The sequence below is a fragment of the Streptomyces sp. CB01373 genome (genome assembly GCF_002803075.1).
Taxonomy (GTDB): domain Bacteria; phylum Actinomycetota; class Actinomycetes; order Streptomycetales; family Streptomycetaceae; genus Streptomyces.
This window is the reverse complement of the sequence record NZ_NNBK01000009.1, coordinates 263090-281237: the sequence shown is the minus strand read 5'-3', so window position 1 is coordinate 281237 and position 18148 is coordinate 263090. Positions and strand designations below refer to the sequence as shown.

Below are 18148 nucleotides of genomic sequence, written 5' to 3'. Positions count from 1 at the left end.
TCCGGGGCGCCCTCATGCCGTCCACGCTCCCGCCCACGCCGTCTTCCTGCCGTCCAGGAAACGCCGCACGCCGAATTTACCCTTTTCCTGCTAAACGGGATCATTCGTATAAAGTTGCCGCGTGAACTCCCTCGGCAGTCGCACCCGGCTCCTGCGTCATGCGCACCGCACCGCCTGAGGCACCGTCAGCGGATGCGGCCGTCGCCCGGCCGTCCACCGCCCCGGCAGGGGCCTACGCGCCCCGCGTGGCCGCTGCCTTCCTCGTCGCCCTGCTGCTCCTGGTGGTCGTCCGGCTGCCCTGGGCCGGCGACCTGGGCATGCACGCGGCGACCATCCAGCGGCTGCGCCACAGCCTGTTCCACCCCGGCAATCCGCTCGTCGACGCCGACACCCCGAGCCCGTACTACTCGCCGTGGATGGTGCTGCTCGGCTGTGTCGCCCGGGCCGGCGGCCTGTCGGTGTTCGTGGTGCTGCGGCTCGCCGCGCTCGCCGGGCTCACGCTGCTCGCGACGGGCGTCTGGCGGTACGTCAGAACCCTGAGCGCGCACCGGGCCGCGCCCGCCCTGGCAGCCCTGAGCCTGGTGCTCCTGTGGGGTACGGAGCTCATCAACTGGAGCGGCTTCCTCTCCCTCAACTCCCTCGCGCTGACGGTGTCGTACCCCAGCGTGTTCGCCCTCGGCCTCGCCTTCCATCACTGGGCCTGGCTCACGCGGGCGCTGCGCACGGCGGCCGGGTGGGAGGTGTGGCTGGGGCTCGGGGCGCTGTGGGCGCTGATCCTGCTGTGCCATCAGTTCACCGGTGTCGTCGCCACGCTCGGCGGTCTCGCCGCGGTGCTCGCGGCCCGCCCCCCGCGGGCCCTGTGGCCGCGGCTCGGCGCCGGGGCGGCCCTGGGGCTGCTGGTGCTGTGGCTGTGGCCGTACTACGACTTCTTCGCCCTGTTCTCGGCCGGAGACGATCTGGAGGAGGTGCACCGGGCTCTCTACGAGGAGTTCCTCGGCCGCTACTGGCTGGCGCTGCTCGGAGTGGCCGCGCTGGTCCCGCGGTGGCGGCGCGACCGGCGGGACCCGCTGGTGATCTTCTTCCTGCTGGGCGCGCTGATGTGCGCCGCGGGCTTCGTCACCGGCCACTACGCCTGGGGCCGGACCCTGCCCGCCGCCCTCGTCCCGGCGCAGCTCGCAGCCGCGCTGGAGGTGGTGCACAGCGGCCCGCGGACCGTGCGCATCCGATGGGCGTGGGTGCTGGGCGGCGCGCTGGCCCTGGGCGCGTGGGCCCAGGCGGGCGTGCTCGGGTACGCGGTCGGGCGCGAGGCGCTGCCGGGCGTGCTCGCGGCCGGCTACACCCGGACGTGGAACGGGTACTACTGGATCACTCCGTACGTGAAGTACGGGGACGTGGTCATGGCCCGGGACCTGCCCTCCCGGCTGATCCCGGCCTACGGCCCCTACACCGTGGCCCCCGGCTACCCGGACTTCTTCCTGCCGGACGAGTCGCGGCGGGAGTGGGCGGTGCGGCGCTACTACACGCGCCGCACGCCGGAGGACGTACGCCGGGACATCCTGCGCACCTATGACGTGCGCTGGGTCGTGGACCGGAGCACGCCCCGCCGCGACCCGGAACTGCGCGTGGTGACCCGCGGTCCGGACGGCCAGATCCTGTACGCGGTGACGCCCTGACCGGCCCGCCGCGGGCGTGGGGCGCGGGCTACCGCTTGGCCTTCTTCTTGTCGGAGCCGCCCGTGAAGGCCTCGTAGGCCGCGAGGACCTCCTCGGTGGGGCCGTCCATGCGCAGTTCGCCGCGTTCCAGCCACAGGACGCGCTCGCAGGTGTCGCGGATCGAGGAGTTGCTGTGGCTGACCAGGAACACCGTGCCGGCCTCGGCGCGCAGCTCGCGGATCCGCTCCTCCGAGCGCCGCTGGAAGGAGCGGTCACCGGTGGCCAGCGCCTCGTCGATCAGCAGGACGTCGTGGTCCTTGGCGGCGGCGATGGAGAAGCGGAGCCGGGCGGCCATGCCGGAGGAGTAGGTGCGCATCGGGAGCGTGATGAAGTCGCCCTTCTCGTTGATGCCGGAGAAGTCGACGATGTCCTGGTAGCGCTCCCTGATCTCCTCGCGGGACATGCCCATGGCCAGTCCGCCGAGGAGGACGTTGCGCTCGCCGGTCAGGTCGTTCATCAGCGCCGCGTTCACGCCGAGCAGCGAGGGCTGGCCGTTGGTGTAGATCCTGCCGTTCTCCACGGGCAGCAGTCCGGCGACCGCCTTCAGCAGCGTGGACTTGCCGGAGCCGTTGGTGCCGATCAGGCCGATGGCCTCGCCCTTGTAGGCGACGAACGAGACCTTCTTGACCGCGTGCACCCGGCGTACGCCGGCCGCCTTCTCCGCCTTCTCGCGGCGCAGGATCCGGTTGAGGGCGGCGGTCGCGGAGCCCCGGCCGGAGCCGGTTCCGTTGACCCGGTAGACGATGTCGACCCCGTCGACGACGACGGTGGGGACCTTGTCGGTGTTCAGCTCAGCCACGGCCGTACGTCTCCTCAGCCTTCCAGAAGTAGATGAAGCCGCCGACCCCGGCGAGCAGGGCCCAGCCAACTGCGAAGGCCCACACATGGTGGGGGAGCTGGTGGGCCTTGAAGCTGTCGATCAGCGCGAAGCGCATCAGGTCGATGTAGACGGCGGCCGGATTGGACTGCAGCAGCACCTTCAGCACGTGCGGCATGTGGGTGCGGTCCAGCGTCTTGTCGATGCTCCACATCACGCCGGAGATGTACATCCAGGTGCGCAGGAGGAACGGCATCAGCTGGGCGATGTCCGGGGTCCTGGCGCCCATCCGGGCCATGATCATGGAGACGCCGGCGTTGAACACGAACTGGAGCAGCAGCACCGGGACGACCAGCGCCCACGACATGGAGGGCGTCATGCCGAAGCAGAACAGGATCACCACCAGGGCGACCATCGAGAACAGCAGTTGCTGGAGCTGCTGAAGCGCGAAGGAGACCGGCAGCGCGGCCCGCGGGAAGTGCAGGGCCCGCACCAGGCCGAGGTTGCCGGAGATCGCCCGGGTGCCCGCCATGATCGAGTTCTGGGTGAACGTCCAGATGAACACGCCCGTCACCAGGAACGGGATGTAGTCCGCGACGCCGCGGCTGGTGCCCATGAGGATGCCGAAGATGAAGTAGTACACCGCCGCGTTCAGGAGCGGGGTGGCGACCTGCCAGATCTGGCCGAGCTTCGCCTGGCTGTACTGGGAGGTGAGCTTGGCGGTGGCGAAGGCGCTGATGAAGTGGCGCCGCGCCCAGAGCCGGCGGACGTACTCGGGCAGGGAGGGGCGGGCGCCGCTGACCGACAGGCCGTGGCGAGTGGCGAGCGCCGAGAGGGGGTGCTCGGCCGCGGCCGGTGTGTGGGGCGGTGTGTGGAGGACCTGGCTCACATCCGCTGCTTTCGCTCGGGGGGAGGTGGTGCGGGGGTCCGGCTCCGGGTCGCCGATCGTTTCCTTACGGTTCTCTTTACGTTTTCTTACGTCGGAACGGGACCGTATCGTCGCAACGTGAGCGTACGGCGAAGGCACGCCGCAACGCAACCGTTTCGTCGTAACGCCCTATGCTTGGCCCCATGACGACGAACGCCGACGAGCCCCAGACGCGCCCCCGCCGCCGGGTCCCCGCCGGAGCGGCCGTGCTCCGCGAGGATGTGACGGAGGCGATCCGTGCGGCGGTCTTCGAGGAACTGGCGTCCGTCGGCTACGCGCGGACGTCCATCGAGGGGATCGCGCGGCGCGCGGGCGTCGGCAAGACGGCCGTCTACCGCCGGTGGCGTTCCAAGCTGCATCTGGTGCTGGACATCGTCTCGGCGCTCGCCGTGCAGGGCCTGCCCGCGCCGGACACCGGCTCCCTGGAGAGCGATCTGCGGCTGCTGTACGAGGTGACCTCCCGGGCCCTGCGCCACCCCATCGCCTCGCAGATCATCCCCGACCTCCAGGCGGAGGCGGCCCGCAATCCGGACATCGCCGAGGCCATGCAGAAGGCCCTGCGCGACGGTCAGGAGAGCGTGGCCAGCAGCATCCTGGCGGCGGCGGAGCGCCGTGGCGAGATCGGCCCCGATCTGGACCGGGACCTGGCCCTCGACCTGATCTCGGGCCCGCTGTACTGGCGCGCGGTCGTCATCCGCACGCCGAAGCTCCCCAAGGGCTACCTGAACGCCCTCGCCCACGGCACGGCCGAGGCGCTCAAGGCCCTCTGACCACGGGGCCACGCAGGGGAGGGCGCCACCGGTCCGCGGGCGGGCGGACCCGGTGGCGCCCTCAGGCGGTGTCAGGGCCGGGAGTGGTGGTGGAGCCAGCCCTCCCAGGCCGTGGTGATCATGTCGCGGAGGTCGCGGCGGGCCTTCCAGCCGAGTTCCGTGGTGATCCGCTCGGCGGAGGCGACGACGCGGGCGGGGTCGCCGGGGCGGCGGGGGACGACCGTCGGAGGGCTGTCGTAGCCGGTGACGGCGTTGATCGTGTCGATCATCTCGCGCACCGAGACCCCCTCCCCGCTGCCGATGTTCAGCGTCAGGTCGCGACCGGGCGAGGAGCGCAGGGCACGCGCCGCGGCCACGTGGGCCTCCGCGAGGTCCGCCACGTGGATGTAGTCACGGACGCAGGTGCCGTCCGGCGTGGGGTAGTCGTCCCCGAAGATGAGCGGGGGCCTGCCCTCGGTCAGCCGTTCGAAGACCATCGGGACCAGGTTGAAGACCCCGACGTCCGCCAGCCCCGGGTTCGCCGCGCCCGCCACGTTGAAGTACCGCAGGGACGCCGTCGACAGTCCCGTCGCCCGGCCGGTCGCGCGCACCAGCCACTCGCCGGCCAGTTTCGTCTCGCCGTACGGCGACATCGGCACGCACGGAGTCTCCTCCGTGACCAGGGCGTCGTCCCGCGCGGCGTACGGCATGCCGTACACGGCCGCCGAGGAGGAGAACACGAAGGACCCGACCCCGGCCTCCGTCACCGCCTCCAGCAGGACCCGCAGGCCCTCGACGTTCTGCCGGTAGTAGAGCAGGGGCTGCTCCACCGACTCGCCCACCTGCTTCTTCGCCGCCAGGTGGACGACACCGGTCACCTCGTGCTCGGCGAGGACGCGCGCCACACGGTCGCCGTCCAGCGTGGAGCCCTCCACCAGCGGGACGCCCTGCGGGACGCGCCCGGCGATGCCGGTGGACAGGTCGTCGTACACCACCGCCCGCTCGCCCGCCTCGGTCATCGCGTGGACGACGTGCGCTCCGATGTAGCCGGCGCCGCCGGTGATCAGCCAGGTCATGCGGGCGTCTCCTCGTCAGTTGGCCCAGGTCGTCGGGGGAATGCGGTTCGTGGCGCGCTCACCGGGACGCGGCCCGGTGGAGCAGACGGCTCAGTCTGCCCCGCAGCACGGACGTCACCCCGCTCAGTCCCGCCGCCAGCCGCAGCGCCAGCGCGCCGGAGTGCGTGGCGTAGGGCTGGACCAGCAGGACGCCGTAGCGCACGCTCGGTACGACACGGCGGCGCAGCAGACCGGCGCCCGTGTGCGCGTGCGCCGTCACCTCACGGCTCGCGCCGTCGGTGAACCGCACCCGCAGCCGCAGGTCCCAGGTGCCGGCCCCCAGTCCCGCGAGCTCCACGGCCGTCTCGGCCGACCAGGTGCCGTCCTCGGACGGTGTGAGCGGGACGGCGGCGTGCTGGACCGTGCGCCCCGCCTCACGGTGGTGCCACTCCACCTCCACGGCCTCGGGCCCGGCGGACGCCACCCTGCCGTACAGGTCGTGCAGGCGCAGCCGCAGCAGGCTGGTGCTCGCGTGGGCGCGCAGCTCCGCGTCCACGGCCAGCGGCAGGACGTGGAGCGGCCGGACCAGGTAGGGCTCCAGGCTGATCTGGGGAAGATCGTCCGCCCAGACGGGGGCGCCGTCCTTGTCCCTGGCGTAGGGCGGACACAGCCGGGACGGGCGGGCGGCGAACTCCTTCAGACGCGCCAGATCCCGCGGCTCGGGCGACGCGAGAATCACCCGTCCGAGTAGGCGTCCGGAGGCCGTCGGGTTGACCGCCCAGTCGGCCGCGTCGTACTCGCCGAGGTACTCCCGCGTGTGGTCCCACCACGCGCGCCGGTACTCCGCGTCGCGCAGGCCCAGCTCACGCGCGTACATGCGCAGTTCGTGGTCGAGGAACTTGGCTCGGGCCGCCCGCGCGAGCTCCTTCTGACCGGCGTTCAGCAGGATGTCGTACGCCGACCGGCTGGCCTCGGTGCGCGCGTGCCAGTTCTCGATGTCCGAGCGGTCCAGCGAGATCGACAGATGTCCGGCCGACCGGCGCACGTTCCACACGTAGACCTGGTCCGGGATGAGGGCCATGCGCGGCCCGGCGGCCAGCACACGCGCGGTGAACACGAAGTCCTCGTAGGGGAAGCGCCCTTCGGGGAAGCGGATCGCGTGCTCGCGCAGGAAGTCGGTGCGGTACAGCTTGTTGACGCACAGGGTGTCGTGCACGAGGCGAGGGAGGTGCGCGGGGCGCGCGAGGACGGCGCCCTCGGCGTACAGCTTGCCCTGCCAGGGCACTTCGCGCCCGGAGGGCAGCTCGCGGCGCACGCACAGGCCGCTGACGACCTCGGCCTGCTTCTCGCGGGCGGCGCCGAGCAGCGCGTCCACCGCGCCCGGCGGCAGTACGTCGTCGCTGTCCAGGAACATCACGTACGACGTCGTGACCGCGTCGATGCCGGCGTTGCGCGGGGTGCCGCAGCCGCCGCTGTTCTCCTCGCGCCGGATCACCCGCACTCTCGGTTCGGCCGCGGCCAGCCGGTCGAGCAGCTCGGAGGTGCCGTCGGTCGAGCAGTCGTCGACGGCGACGACCTCGCTGACGGAGGGGCCCTGCGCGAGTGCCGAGCGCACAGCATCGGCTATGTGGGCGGCGTCGTTGTAACCGATCACGACAACGCTGACGTCGGCTGAAAGATGGGGCTGCAGAGGCATGGAGTCCACGAGCGGGAATAGTAGGGGCGGTCGGTAATCTCCCGTTAAGAGGGACTTAGAGTCCCGTGCGGAAGACGGTGTGTGCCCGACTCGGGTTCCCCTTCCTGCGTCATCAATTTCGTCGATCGCCACAACCGGGCAAAAGAGAATAGCGCGGCGGCGGCCAGCAGACCGTTGCGCATGACCATGAGCGCGCAACCTTTCCACGTGCAGGACGCCACCTGGTGGTACAGCGCGGGATAGGCGATCACGCTGACCAGACTCGCCAGTGCGATCAGCGCGGCGGCCGGCCGCTGCGTGGTCAGCGGCGACGTCAGGCACACCGCCGCGAGGCCGAGCAGCCACACCATGTACTGCGGGCTGATCACCCTGCTGGTCACGGTGAACAGCAGGACGGCGCTCAGCGCGGCGTCGTACGGGGTCGCGGGCGTCCAGTGCCGGGCCCGGATCCGCCACAGCAGCAGCAGTCCGAAGGCGCTCGCCGACAGGGCCAGCGAGAGATGCGCGACGGTGGAGACGTACGGGCCGGTGAACTCCAGGGCCCCGTACCGGTAGCGCACCCGGCCCGGCCAGCCGGCGTGCGTGGCCAGCGCGAGCGCGGTGCCGCCCAACGACTCGATCTGCACGCCCCGGCCGCCCTGCTGGCGAGCGAAGGCGAGCGGGTTCCTGAACAGGACGGCGAGGACGGTCAGCGCGACGGCGCCGGTGGCGGCCGCCCAGGTCAACGCCGAGCGGGTCGGACGGCCCCGGGGGAGTCCGAGCAGCGCCAGGACCGGCCACACCTTCACCAGGGCGCCCAGCGCGGCGAGCGCGCCGCACGCGCGTGGGGAGCGCGACAGGGCCAGCAGGGACAGCACGGCCAGGGCGGTCGCCTGGACGTCGTAGCGGGCCAGCGGGACGTGCAGCAGCAGGGGCAGGCCCAGCGTCCAGTAGCCGGCCCCGCGCAGGCTGCTGTCCGGCCGGGTGCCCGCGTGCGCCAGCGCCAGCGTGACCAGCGCGTCGACGGCGACGGTGAGCACCACGAACGCCTGGAAGTAGGTCAGGCCCGGCAGCAGCGCGGGCGACAGCAGCACCGGACCGGCGCCCGGCGGGTACTGCCACAGCGTGTCGTGCGCGGGGAACGCGCCGTGGGACAGCAGCACGTACCAGTGCTGGTACAGCTTCCACACCTCGCGCGCCACCGAGCCCCGGCCGAGCAGGGGCAGTCCGTTGTGGGCGAGCAGCCACAGCATCAGGGCGCGCGTGAGGAGCCAGGCGGCCGTCAGGCCGAGGAGGCGGTGTCTCGTCGACGGACGCGCGGGAAGACGCGTCACGCTCTGGAAGGCACTCATCACGGCGGATCGTAATCCGATGGAAAGCCGCATATGTGCTGATACGCGTCCTGGTGTCGGCAAGAGCCTGCCAAGTGGACCAAACCGGCCCCGGCACCCTCACCGGGTTCTTCGGGTTCTTCGGGATCACCGGGTGACCGGGCTCCGCTCGTCCGGCAGGCCGCGGGGACGCGGGCCGGGGACGTCCGCCGCCGGCCGGAGCGCCGCACGCTCCAGCAGCAGCGGCACCCCCAGCACCGGCAGCAGCCAGGCCACGACGATCAGCCGTTCGCCCCACACGGTGATGTCGGGATGCGCAGCCTGGGTGAGGAACCCGGTGAACGCCGTCGCCACCACGAAGAGCCCGAACGCCCCCCGCCGCCGCAGCGCACCCCAGGCGCCGGCGGCGAGCAGGGCGGCGAACAGCGGCTGCCACAGCTGCCGGCGCACCCACTCCAGCCAGAACGAGCCCTCCAGCCGCAACAGCTCCGGCCAGGGGCGGTCGCGGTCTGGCAGGGCGTAGTGGCCGGTGAGCAGGTCCTGAACGCTGTCGGTCCCGGTCGGGTAGCGCAGCGCCCGCGCCAGGAGCACCGTGCTGACGGCGGCTCCGCAGGCCAACGCGGTGACCGCCAGGACGCCCCGCCCCGCCGGGCGCCGCCGCGTCCACCGCCGTACGGCGACGGCCGCGCCCGCGGCAGCCAGGCTCAGGCCGAGGAACAGCGCCTGGGAGTGCTTGACCGTGAACAGCGCGAGCAGCGCGCCCGCGACCAGGACGGTGCCGGCCCGTACGCGCCCGTCCAGCGCCAGCGAGCAGCCCCACAGCGCCGCCAGGGTCAGCGCCAGCATCAGGCCCTCGGTCATCGGGCGCATGGCCGTCGTGCCGCACGGCAGCACGTAGTAGAGGGCCTGGCCGGTCAGCGCCAGGGGCGCGGGCACACGCCGGCCACGCAGCACCAGGAAGACGAGGACGCCGCCCACCGCGGTGACGACGACGCCCGCCGCCCACACGCCCCACGTCACTCCGAACACCGTGATGAAGGGGATCAGGAACACCGGATAGCCCGGGCGCGCCTCGAAGATCCGCATGAAGCGCTCCGGCATGAACGGCAGGGTGTGCCCGCTGGTCCGCCCGGCCCGCAACCGTGCCTCCACCTCGCGCCGCAGCCCGGACCGGCACGAGTCCGCCACCCGGGCCGCAGGACTCGGCTCACGGAAGCGCAGCACGTCCACGCTCCGTGCCCGGCTCGCCCGGGCCGCCTTCCCGGCGCACGCGTAGTCGATCGTGACGGCCGCCGCCTCCCGCTTGTCCGCGCCGCGCAGACTCAGCGCGTACGACAGGTAGTTCTTGGTGTCGGGGGTGTCCCGGCCGGTGACCGTGCCGAGCTGGAGCAGCGCGAACAGGGCGGCCAGGACCAGCACCCAGGTGCCCGGCCGCCCCGCGCGCGCTTTCCAACGGGGCCGTCTCACGAGGGCGCCAGCAGATCGCGGCCGGAGGCCTGGGCGGGCAGGTGGGCGACCGTTCCGGGGGCCGCGGGCGCCGCCGCCGGATCCGGGGTCCACTCCTTGTCCCCGAGGATCAGGGTCCGCACCACCCGCTCGGCCGCCCAGCCGTCGTCGAACTCGCAGAAGCGCTCCCGGAAGCCGGTCCGCAGCCGCGCGGACTCGGCGTCCCGCCAGTCGCCGGAGGTGAACAGCCGCGCCAACTCCTCGTAAGTGCGCGACACATGGCCCGGCGGTTCGGCGGTGATGTCGAAGTAGGCGCCCCGGCTCGCGGTGTACGCGTCCCAGTCGTCGGCGTGCACCACGATCGGGCGGTCCAGGTTCGCGTAGTCGAACATCAGGGCCGAGTAGTCGGTGACCAGCACGTCGGAGGCGAGCATGAGCTCCTCCACGTGCGGCTCGTCGGTCGCGTCGACGAGCACTCCGCGCCGGTGCAGCTCGGCCAGGCCCAGGCCGCGCGCCGGCCCGGTGGCCAGCGAGGGATGCAGGCGTACGACGAGGGTGTGGCCCTCGTCGAGGTCCGCGGCGAACCGGGCCAGGTCGAAGCGTTCGACGTGGCCGCCGCGCCGGTAGTCCCGGCGGGTCGGCGCGTACAGCACCATCGTGTGCCCGGGCGGGATGCCGAGCCGGTCGCGGAGGGCGGCGCCGTCGTCCGCGCGCGCGGTGACGAGCACGTCGTTGCGCGGGCTGCCGGTGCGCGCGGAGGTGAACCGGCACGGGTAGGCCCGCTCCCAGACCAGCTCGGAGTGGCGGTTGGCGACCAGGCTGTGGTCCCAGCGGTCGGCGCGCTTCAGCAGGCCCGGCACATCGACGCCGTGCCGGGCGCCCGGCTTGCCCAGCAGGTCGGCCGCCATGAACTTCAGCGGGGTGCCCTGATGGGTGTGGATGTGCGTGCTGCCGGGCCGTTTGGCCGGGACGGAGGGCCAGTTGACGTTGTTGACGAAGAACGCGGCCCGGGCGGCGAGCTGCCGGTGGCGCAGGGTGCCGGGCAGGACGTACTCCACGTCCGGCGGCAGCAGCGCGGCCTGCTCCCGGTCGCCGACCACCCACACCCCGCGCAGATGCGGCGCGATCTCACGTGCCTTGCGGTGGACGGCCGCCGGGTCGCCGAGCATGCCCCGGTGCGAGAACGCCGAGTACAGGACGAGGTCCTGGTCCAGGGTCCGGCGGGTGTGCAGCGCGGCCCAGCCGCCCTTGACCCGTCCGGCCGCCGCGCGGCGGACCCGCAGTGCCCGGCGCCCGAGTTCCCGGCCGGCCCGCCCGGCCTGCCGCCTGACCCGGTAGGCGGCCCAACCGCCCTCCAGCATCCGCACCTGACCGCTCGTGTCCGCGTCCGGGGGCCGGTGGGCGCGGAACATCCGGGCGGTACGGCGGAAGAACTCGGCCTTGTCCGAGGGCGGCAGCCGGTCCGGCTTGGCGAGGATGTCCAGGCAGTGCTCGCCCATCTTCCGGTGCAGGAAAGGTCGCCAACTCGCCAGCTCGGGACGGGAGTCGATATGGGCGAGGACCCGCTCGTACTGGTCGTGGATGTCGAAGTGCTTGCGGCTGGTGGTGGACAGGATGTTGCCCTGCCGGCGCTGGCGGTAGTACAGGCAGATCCGGTCGAGCGTGGCGATCCGCCGGGCGGTGAGCAGGACGGGGAACGTCCAGGGCGTGTCCTCGTAGTAGCCGGGCGGGAAGGCGAACCCGTGCTCCTCGACGAAGCCGCGGCGGTAGGCCTTGTTCCACACCACCATCAGCAGGTCCAGGATCCGCGGGTGTTCGGCGGCGGTGAAGGTGCCGGAGCGAGCCTCCGCGAGCACCGCGGCCAGTACGTTGCGCCGCGTTCCGCCCCACCAGTAGGTGCGGGCGTAGTCGAAGACCAGCACGTCCGGGTCGCCGGTCTCCTCCAGCCGGTCGGCGATGGCGCGCAGGGCGCCCGGGGTGAGGGTGTCGTCGCTGTCGAGGAAGAACAGGAAGTCGCCGGTGGCCAGCGGCATTCCGGCGTTGCGGGCACGGCCGAGGCCGACGTTCTCCGGCAGGTGCAGCACCCGGACGCGCGGGTCGCGGGCGGCGTACTCGTCGAGGATGGCGCCGCTGCCGTCGGGGGAGCAGTCGTCGACGGCGATCACCTCGACGTCGGCGAAGGACTGCGTCAGGACCGAGTCCAGGCATTCGCGCAGGAACCCCTGCACCTTGAAGCAGGGGACGATGATGCTGAGGCGGGGCACGGCTGCGTCAGCTCCTTAGTGGGTGGCGGCGGGGGCCGGGACACGCTCGGCGAGCGGGATCACGGGCGGGAGCGCTTCGGGCGGTTCGCCGAGGAACACCCGGCGGACGACCCGCTCGGCGGCCAGGCCGTCGTCGAACTGGCAGAACCGCCGCCGGAACCGGGCGCGCAGCGCCGCCGACTCCGGGCCCGCGTACCCGCCGTCGCGGAAGACCGCCGCCAGTTCCCCCGGTGTGCGGACGACCGGGCCGGGTGGTGTGTCCATGAGGCCGAAGCAGACCCCGCGGATCTCCCGGTAGACCTCCCAGTCGTCGGCGTACACGACGATCGGGCGGTCCAGGTTGGCGTAGTCGAACATGATCGACGAGTAGTCGGTGACCAGCGCGTCCGCGGCCAGGCACACGTCCTCCGCGGAGCGGTGCGCGGTGACGTCGATGATCCGGCCGCTGCTTCGCGGCCCGCCCCGGTCGTAGAAGTAGTGGGCGCGCAGCAGGACGACGACGTCCTCGCCGGCCGCCGCGCAGAAGGCCTCCAGGTCGAGGCCGGGCTCGAAGCCGGTGTGGTGGTCGCGGTGGGTGGGGGCGTACAGGACGGCCGTCTTCCCCTCCGGGACGCCCAGTTCGCGGCGGACGCGGGCCACGTCCTCGGCGCGGGCCGTGCAGTAGACGTCGTTGCGCGGGTAGCCGTACTCCAGGGGCTCGTAGGAGCCGGGGAAGGCCCGTTCCCACATCTCGGTGGAGTGGCGGTTGGAGGAGACGTTGTAGTCCCACCGGTCCACGCGGCGCAGCAGCTTGGTGAAGCTGCCGGACCGCGCCGCGACCACCGGGTACGTCGACTGGTCGCAGCCCATCGTCTTCAGCGGGGTGCCGTGCTGGGTCTGGAGGTGCACGCTGCCGGGGCGTTTGACGACGGCGTCGGCGAAGTTGGCGTTGTTCACCAGGTACTTGGCGCGGGCCAGCACCTTCCAGTAGCGGCGGCTGCCGATCACCGCGTACTCGACGTCCTCGGGGACGGTGTGTTCCTGGCCGGGCTCCACCAGGAACACACCACTCAGGTGCGGGGCGAGTTCGCGGGCCTTGGCGTGCAGGGCGGCCGGGTTGCAGGCGTATCCCCGGCCCCAGTAGGCGCAGTACACGACGAGGTTCTTGTCGAGTGGGCGGCGCAGGTGCAGGCGGTAGGCGAGGCGGGTGCGCAGTCGGCCCGCGCGCGGCAGGCGCCGGGCGGCGGCCACGGCCGCGAGGCCGGCCGCGCACCGTACGCGGAACGCCGTGTACGCACCGGCCGCCATCAGCCGGTGCGGCACGCCGGACCGGCCGCGCGGGGTGCGGTGGCCGGCCGGGCGGTGGCGCCGGTACAGGCGGTGGGCCCGGCGGAAGAACGCGCGGCGCCGCCCCGCGGGCACCCGTTCCCGGTCCGCGGCCACCGCCAGCACCGTGTCGAAGAGCTGCTCGAACAGGGGCGTGAACCGTTCTGTGGGCAGTTTCCCGGCGGCGGCCCGGACGAGCACCCGCTCGGTCTGGTCGAGGAGGTCGAACTGGTGCTCGCCGGGGAGGTCGAGCCGGCTGCCCTGCCGGCGCAGCAGATGCCGTACGACGACCCGGCGCAGTACCGCGACGCGCTCGGCCGCGACGGTGACCAGGCCGCCCCAGCCGACATCGGTGAAGTGCCCGTCGGGGAAGGTCAGGTCGTGTGCGGTGACGAAGGAGCGCCGGTAGGCCGCGCTCCACGCGGGCAGCGCCACGCCGGTCAGCTGCGGGGCCTCGGCGGGGGAGAAGGCGGGTGCGCGGACGGTGACCGGCGCGGGCCCGGCCGTGGTGGCGGGTTCGCCGTCCCACCAGGGGCTCCGCTCGTGTTCGAAATACAGCACGTCGACCTCGCCCGTCTCCTCAAGGCGGGCGGCCAGCGCGGCCAGCGCGCCCGGCGCCAGGACGTCGTCGCCGTCGAGGAACAGCAGGTAGAGGCCGCTCGCCGCCCGCACCCCGGCGTTGCGCGCCGCGCCGAGGCCCTCGGACGGGGGCGAGTGCACCAGGACCACCCGCGAGTCCCGCGTCGCGTGGTCGGCGGCGACGCCGGCGGCCGGGGCGGCCGGGCCGTCGCACACCGCGATCAGCTCGAAGTCTCCGAAGGACTGGGCGAGGACCGAGTCCAGCGCCAGGGACAGCCGGCCCGCGACGTCATGCGACGGGACGACGATGCTGAATCGGGGCATTCTGCTCTTTCTTGTGTTGATTCGGTCCGCTGTGTGCATACGGACTCCCAAAAGAGCAAACGGTGTTCAAAGGCTCCGGGTGACGGTCTGCCGGCCGGCGGGTTGCCACACGGTTGCGAGCGGGTGTCGGATCGGGGGCGGGCCGGTGCCGGCCCGCCCCCAAGTCCCGCTCGCACGCCGCTACTTGACCGCGCCCGCCATCACGCCCGAGACGAACTGCCGCTGGAAGGCGAAGAACACGGCCAGCGGGATCACCATGGAGATGAACGCCCCGGGCGCCAGGACGTCGATGTTGTTGCCGAACTGGCGTACCTGCGTCTGGAGGGCGACCGTGATCGGCTGCGTGCCGGACTTGGTGAACACCAGCGCGACCAGCATGTCGTTCCACACCCACAGGAACTGGAAGATGCCCAGGCTCGCGATCGCGGGCCCGCCGAGCGGCATCACCACGCGGGCGAACAGCCGCAGTTCACCGGCGCCGTCGAGACGGGCCGCCTCCAGCAGCTCGCGGGGGATCTCCGCGAAGAAGTTCCGCAGCAGGAACACCGCGAACGGCAGGCCGTAGCCCGTGTGGAACAGGATCACCCCGAAGATCGTGCCGAACAGGCCGAGCTTGCCGAACAGTTCGGCGATCGGGATGAGCGCGACCTGTACCGGCACGACCAGCAGGCCGACCACGGCCAGGAACCACCAGTCCCGGCCGGGGAACTCCATCCACGCGAAGGCGTAGCCCGCCAGCGAGCCGACGAGGACCACCAGGAGCGTCGCCGGCACGGTGATCAGCACCGTGTTCACCAGGGAGTCGGTGATGTCGCCGTTCTCCAGCAGTTTCCGGTAACTGCCGAAGGTGAGCTGCGCGGGCTTGCTGAAGACCGTCCACCAGCCGCTCGCGCTCATGTCCTCGGGCGCACGCAGCGACGACAGCAGCAGGCCGATCGTGGGAACCAGCCAGAACAGGCCCACCACGATCAGGAAGACGCGCACCGCACCGCCGCTGACGGCCTCCGCCAGCCGCGCCCCCAGGGACCGCTCGGCCGCCACGGCCTCGGGAACGGGCGCCGTCCCCGCCGGGCTCTCGGCTCGCGCCGTCATCGCCGTACCTCCCGCCGCAGCCGCCGCATGTTGAACAGCATCACCGGGACGACCAGCAGCAGCAGGAACACCGCGATGGCGCTGGCGATGCCGGGTTGACCCTCCGAGAAGCCCTTGCGGTACAGCTCCAGCGCCAGCACGTTGGCGTCGTCCTGGGAGGAGCCCGGGGCGATGATGAAGACCAGGTCGAAGATCTTCAGCACGTTGATCATCAGGGTGACCACGACGACCGCGAGCACGGGCGCCAGCAGCGGCACGGTGACCCTGCGGAACACCTGCCACTCGTTGGCGCCGTCGACCCGGGCCGCCTCCAGCAACTCCCTGGGCACGCCCGCGAGCCCGGCGGCGATCAGCACCATCGCGAACCCGGCCCACATCCACACGTACGCCCCGATGATGGCCGGGGTCACCAGCGTCGGGCCCAGCCAGTCCACGCCGTTGTACGGCGCCTTGAAGTTGCCGGCCGGAAGCCTCAGTCGAGCGCCGTCCGCCTGGGCGGGCAGTGTGAACGTGCCGTCGTCGGCGGCCTTCGTGGACGCGACCACCCTGCCGTCCTTGACCGCCTCGATCCGCATCCCGGCGTAGCCGAACTCCGGCGGGTCGACCGCGCCGAGCCTCCCGACGCCCTTGCCGCGCGTGAAGTCCTGCCAGGCCGTGCCGGTGATCTTCCCGGCCTCCGGCTCGGCCTGTACGGCCTTCTTCGCGCTCTTCGGCATCCGGTCGGGGGCGACGCCGACGAGGGGCAGGGCCACCCACTCGCCGGTGCGGACCGTGGCCGAGGTGACGAAGCCGCCCCGGTCCGGCCTCAGCGGCGAGTCGCGGCCCGGGTGGGCCTTCGGGAACGCCGAGGACTGCGCGAAGGTGTCGTGCACACCGACCCACACCGCGTTGGCGACGCCCCGGTCCGGGTCCTGGTCGTACACCAGCCGGAAGATGATCCCGGCCGCCAGCATGGAGATCGCCATCGGCATGAAGACGACCAGCTTGAACGCCGTTCCCCAGCGCACCCGTTCGGTCAGCACCGCGAAGACCAGGCCGAGCGCGGTGGCGACCGCGGGCGCGAACACCACCCACACGATGTTGTTCTTCAGCGCGGTGCGGATGCCGTCGTCGGTGAACAGGGCCTTGTAGTTGTCGAATCCGGCGAATCCGTCGCCGGAGGCGTTGTAGAAGCTGCGGACGACCGAGTACCCGATGGGGTAGACCACGAGCGCGCCGAGCAGCACCAGGGCGGGCAGCAGGAACAGGGCCGCCACGGTCCTGCGGGTGCCGGTCACGCTCTTGCGACGACGGGGCGCGGCGGGACCCGTCGGGGCTCCCGCCGCCGTGGCCGGCGCCATCGCCGGATCAGCTCCCGCCGCCGTACGCCGCCGCCGCGTCCTTCTCCAGCCTCGCCTGGGTGCCCGCGACGTCCGACGGGTTCTTCAGGAAGTCCTGGAGTTCCTTCCACTCGCCCTTGCCGGGCGTGCCGCCGAAGGCCTGCGGGGCCTGGTCGGACATGTCGAAGCGGAAGTCGTCGCCCGAGTCGATCAGCGCCTTGGCGATCTTCTGCTGGACCGCGTTCGGATACGCCGAGTCGGGCACGTTCTTGTTCGGCGACAGGTAGCCGCCGAGCTTCGCCTGGATCGTCGCCGCGTCCGCCGAGGCCAGGAAGGTGACCAGGGCCTGGGCCGCCTTGGAGTCCTTCAGTATCACGGCCGCGTCGCCGCCCGAGACGACCGGCGGGGTGGAGCCCACGGCCGGGAACGGGAACACCTTCGCGTCCGTGCCCACCTCGGCCTTGGTCTCGCCGATGTTGACCTGGGCGAAGTCGCCCTCGTAGACCATGCCGGCCTTCGGCTGGTCCCCGCCGGTGAAGGTCTGGGTCACCGAGGCCGGGAACTCGGTCTGGAGCGCGCCGTCCGGGCCGCCCGCGATGTAGTCCTTCTTGGACCAGATCTGGGCGAGCGTGGTCAGCGCGTCCTTGACGGACGGGTCCGTCCACTTGATCTTGTGCTGGGCGAGCTGGTCGTACTTCTCCGGGCCCGCCTGCGAGAGGTAGACGTTCTCGAACCAGTCGGTGAGGGTCCAGCCGTCGGCGCCGCCCACGGAGAACGGGGTGACCCCGGAGTCGTAGACCTGCCGCGCGGCGCTCAGCAGGTCCTTCCAGGTCTTGGGCTCGCTCGCGCCCGCGTCCTCGAAGACCTTGGCGTTGTACCAGATCAGCGACTTGTTGGCGGCCTTGTAGTAGGCGCCGTACTGCGTGCCGTCGACCTTGCCGATGTCCTGCCAGCCCTGCGAGTAGTTCTTGGTGAGCTGTGCCTGTGCCTCCGGGCCCAGCGGCTTGGCCCATTTCTTGTCCACGGCCTGTTTGATGGCACCGGGCTGCGGAAGCAGCGCCACGTCCGGCGGCCGGCCGCCCGCGATCTTGGAGCCGAGGAAGTTGATGATCGGGTCCTGGGCGGGGACGAAGGTGACCTTGGCGCCGGTGCGTTTCTCGAACTCGGCGAGGACCTGCTTGAAGTTCTTCTGCTCACCGCCGGTCCACACGGCGGCGACCTCCAGAGTCGCGCCGTCCAGCTTGGGGAGAGTGACGGCGGCGCCGGGCTTCGTGCCCATGCTCTGGTCGTCGCCGCTCTTCTTGTCGTCGCTTCCGCCGCCGCACGCGGTGAGGGAGAGGGCCAGTGCTCCCGCGGCGACGGCCGCCGCGGTCCTGGCGGCCCTGTGGCTGAGGATGGTGCTGCTCGTGCTGCGCATGACTGCCCCGTTCTCCGCTTCTCGTCGAACGTCCGAGCGCTGCCCCGTGGGCTCTGGTGTACGCCGGGGTCCGGGAGTCGGCAAGGGCGCCCACGGTGTCAACCGGGCGATCGTGACCACGTCGTGACGCAGAGT

At 72.1% G+C, this 18148-nt stretch carries 13 protein-coding genes; 2 read left to right on the top strand and 11 right to left on the bottom strand.

The genetic code is table 11. From position 1 onward, the window contains the following. Positions 1–158: 158 nt before the first annotated feature. Positions 159–1673, top strand: a complete 1515-nt coding sequence (locus tag CG719_RS16430) for a hypothetical protein (protein WP_234375612.1) — start codon at positions 159–161, stop codon at positions 1671–1673. Between the two features lie 28 nt (positions 1674–1701). Here CG719_RS16430 and CG719_RS16425 read toward each other — a convergent pair whose 3' ends face one another. Both CG719_RS16425 and CG719_RS16420 read right to left on the bottom strand, forming a co-directional pair. Then, positions 1702–2511, bottom strand: coding sequence for an ABC transporter ATP-binding protein (locus CG719_RS16425; protein ID WP_100569364.1), 810 nt, complete (start codon positions 2509–2511; stop codon positions 1702–1704). Continuing rightward, a complete protein-coding gene (locus CG719_RS16420; RefSeq protein WP_100569363.1) occupies positions 2504–3418 on the bottom strand; it encodes an ABC transporter permease in 915 nt (304 codons plus the stop codon). Before CG719_RS16420 ends, CG719_RS16425 begins: the two co-directional genes overlap by 8 nt. Before the next feature lie 182 nt (positions 3419–3600). On the opposite strand from CG719_RS16420, the gene CG719_RS16415 reads away from it, so the two are divergent. Then, the gene (locus CG719_RS16415; RefSeq protein WP_100569362.1) at positions 3601–4227 is read left to right on the top strand and encodes a TetR/AcrR family transcriptional regulator; all 627 of its coding nucleotides are present in this window, start codon (positions 3601–3603) and stop codon (positions 4225–4227) included. A gap of 71 nt (positions 4228–4298) precedes the next feature. Here CG719_RS16415 and galE read toward each other — a convergent pair whose 3' ends face one another. The 9 genes from galE to CG719_RS16370 all read right to left on the bottom strand — a co-directional run bounded on the left by galE (position 4299) and on the right by CG719_RS16370 (position 18013). Continuing rightward, positions 4299–5282 carry a UDP-glucose 4-epimerase GalE gene (gene galE, locus CG719_RS16410; RefSeq protein ID WP_100569361.1) on the bottom strand — a complete coding sequence of 328 codons (984 nt, stop codon included), beginning with the start codon at positions 5280–5282 and terminating at the stop codon, positions 4299–4301. Between the two features lie 58 nt (positions 5283–5340). After that, positions 5341–6957 carry a glycosyltransferase family 2 protein gene (locus CG719_RS16405; protein WP_100569411.1) on the bottom strand — a complete coding sequence of 539 codons (1617 nt, stop codon included), beginning with the start codon at positions 6955–6957 and terminating at the stop codon, positions 5341–5343. 44 nt (positions 6958–7001) lie between these two features. Continuing rightward, complete coding sequence (locus CG719_RS16400; RefSeq protein ID WP_100569360.1) at positions 7002–8288, bottom strand: glycosyltransferase 87 family protein; 1287 nt, start codon at positions 8286–8288, stop codon at positions 7002–7004. A gap of 126 nt (positions 8289–8414) precedes the next feature. Further along, complete coding sequence (locus CG719_RS16395) at positions 8415–9734, bottom strand: hypothetical protein (protein ID WP_100569359.1); 1320 nt, start codon at positions 9732–9734, stop codon at positions 8415–8417. Further along, positions 9731–11977: a bifunctional glycosyltransferase/CDP-glycerol:glycerophosphate glycerophosphotransferase gene (locus tag CG719_RS16390; RefSeq protein WP_100569358.1), complete on the bottom strand. Its 2247-nt coding sequence runs from the start codon at positions 11975–11977 to the stop codon at positions 9731–9733. The genes CG719_RS16395 and CG719_RS16390 overlap by 4 nt, the downstream gene beginning before the upstream one ends. A 15-nt stretch (positions 11978–11992) precedes the next feature. Beyond that, a complete protein-coding gene (locus CG719_RS16385; RefSeq protein ID WP_100569357.1) occupies positions 11993–14185 on the bottom strand; it encodes a bifunctional glycosyltransferase/CDP-glycerol:glycerophosphate glycerophosphotransferase in 2193 nt (730 codons plus the stop codon). A 180-nt stretch (positions 14186–14365) separates the two neighbouring features. Next, entirely contained in the window at positions 14366–15277 is a 912-nt protein-coding gene (locus CG719_RS16380) for a carbohydrate ABC transporter permease (protein ID WP_100569356.1), read from the bottom strand. Next, entirely contained in the window at positions 15274–16617 is a 1344-nt protein-coding gene (locus tag CG719_RS16375; protein WP_199836658.1) for a carbohydrate ABC transporter permease, read from the bottom strand. Before CG719_RS16375 ends, CG719_RS16380 begins: the two co-directional genes overlap by 4 nt. 7 nt (positions 16618–16624) lie before the next feature. Next, positions 16625–18013, bottom strand: coding sequence for an ABC transporter substrate-binding protein (locus tag CG719_RS16370; protein WP_100569355.1), 1389 nt, complete (start codon positions 18011–18013; stop codon positions 16625–16627). Between the last annotated feature and the right edge of the window lie 135 nt (positions 18014–18148).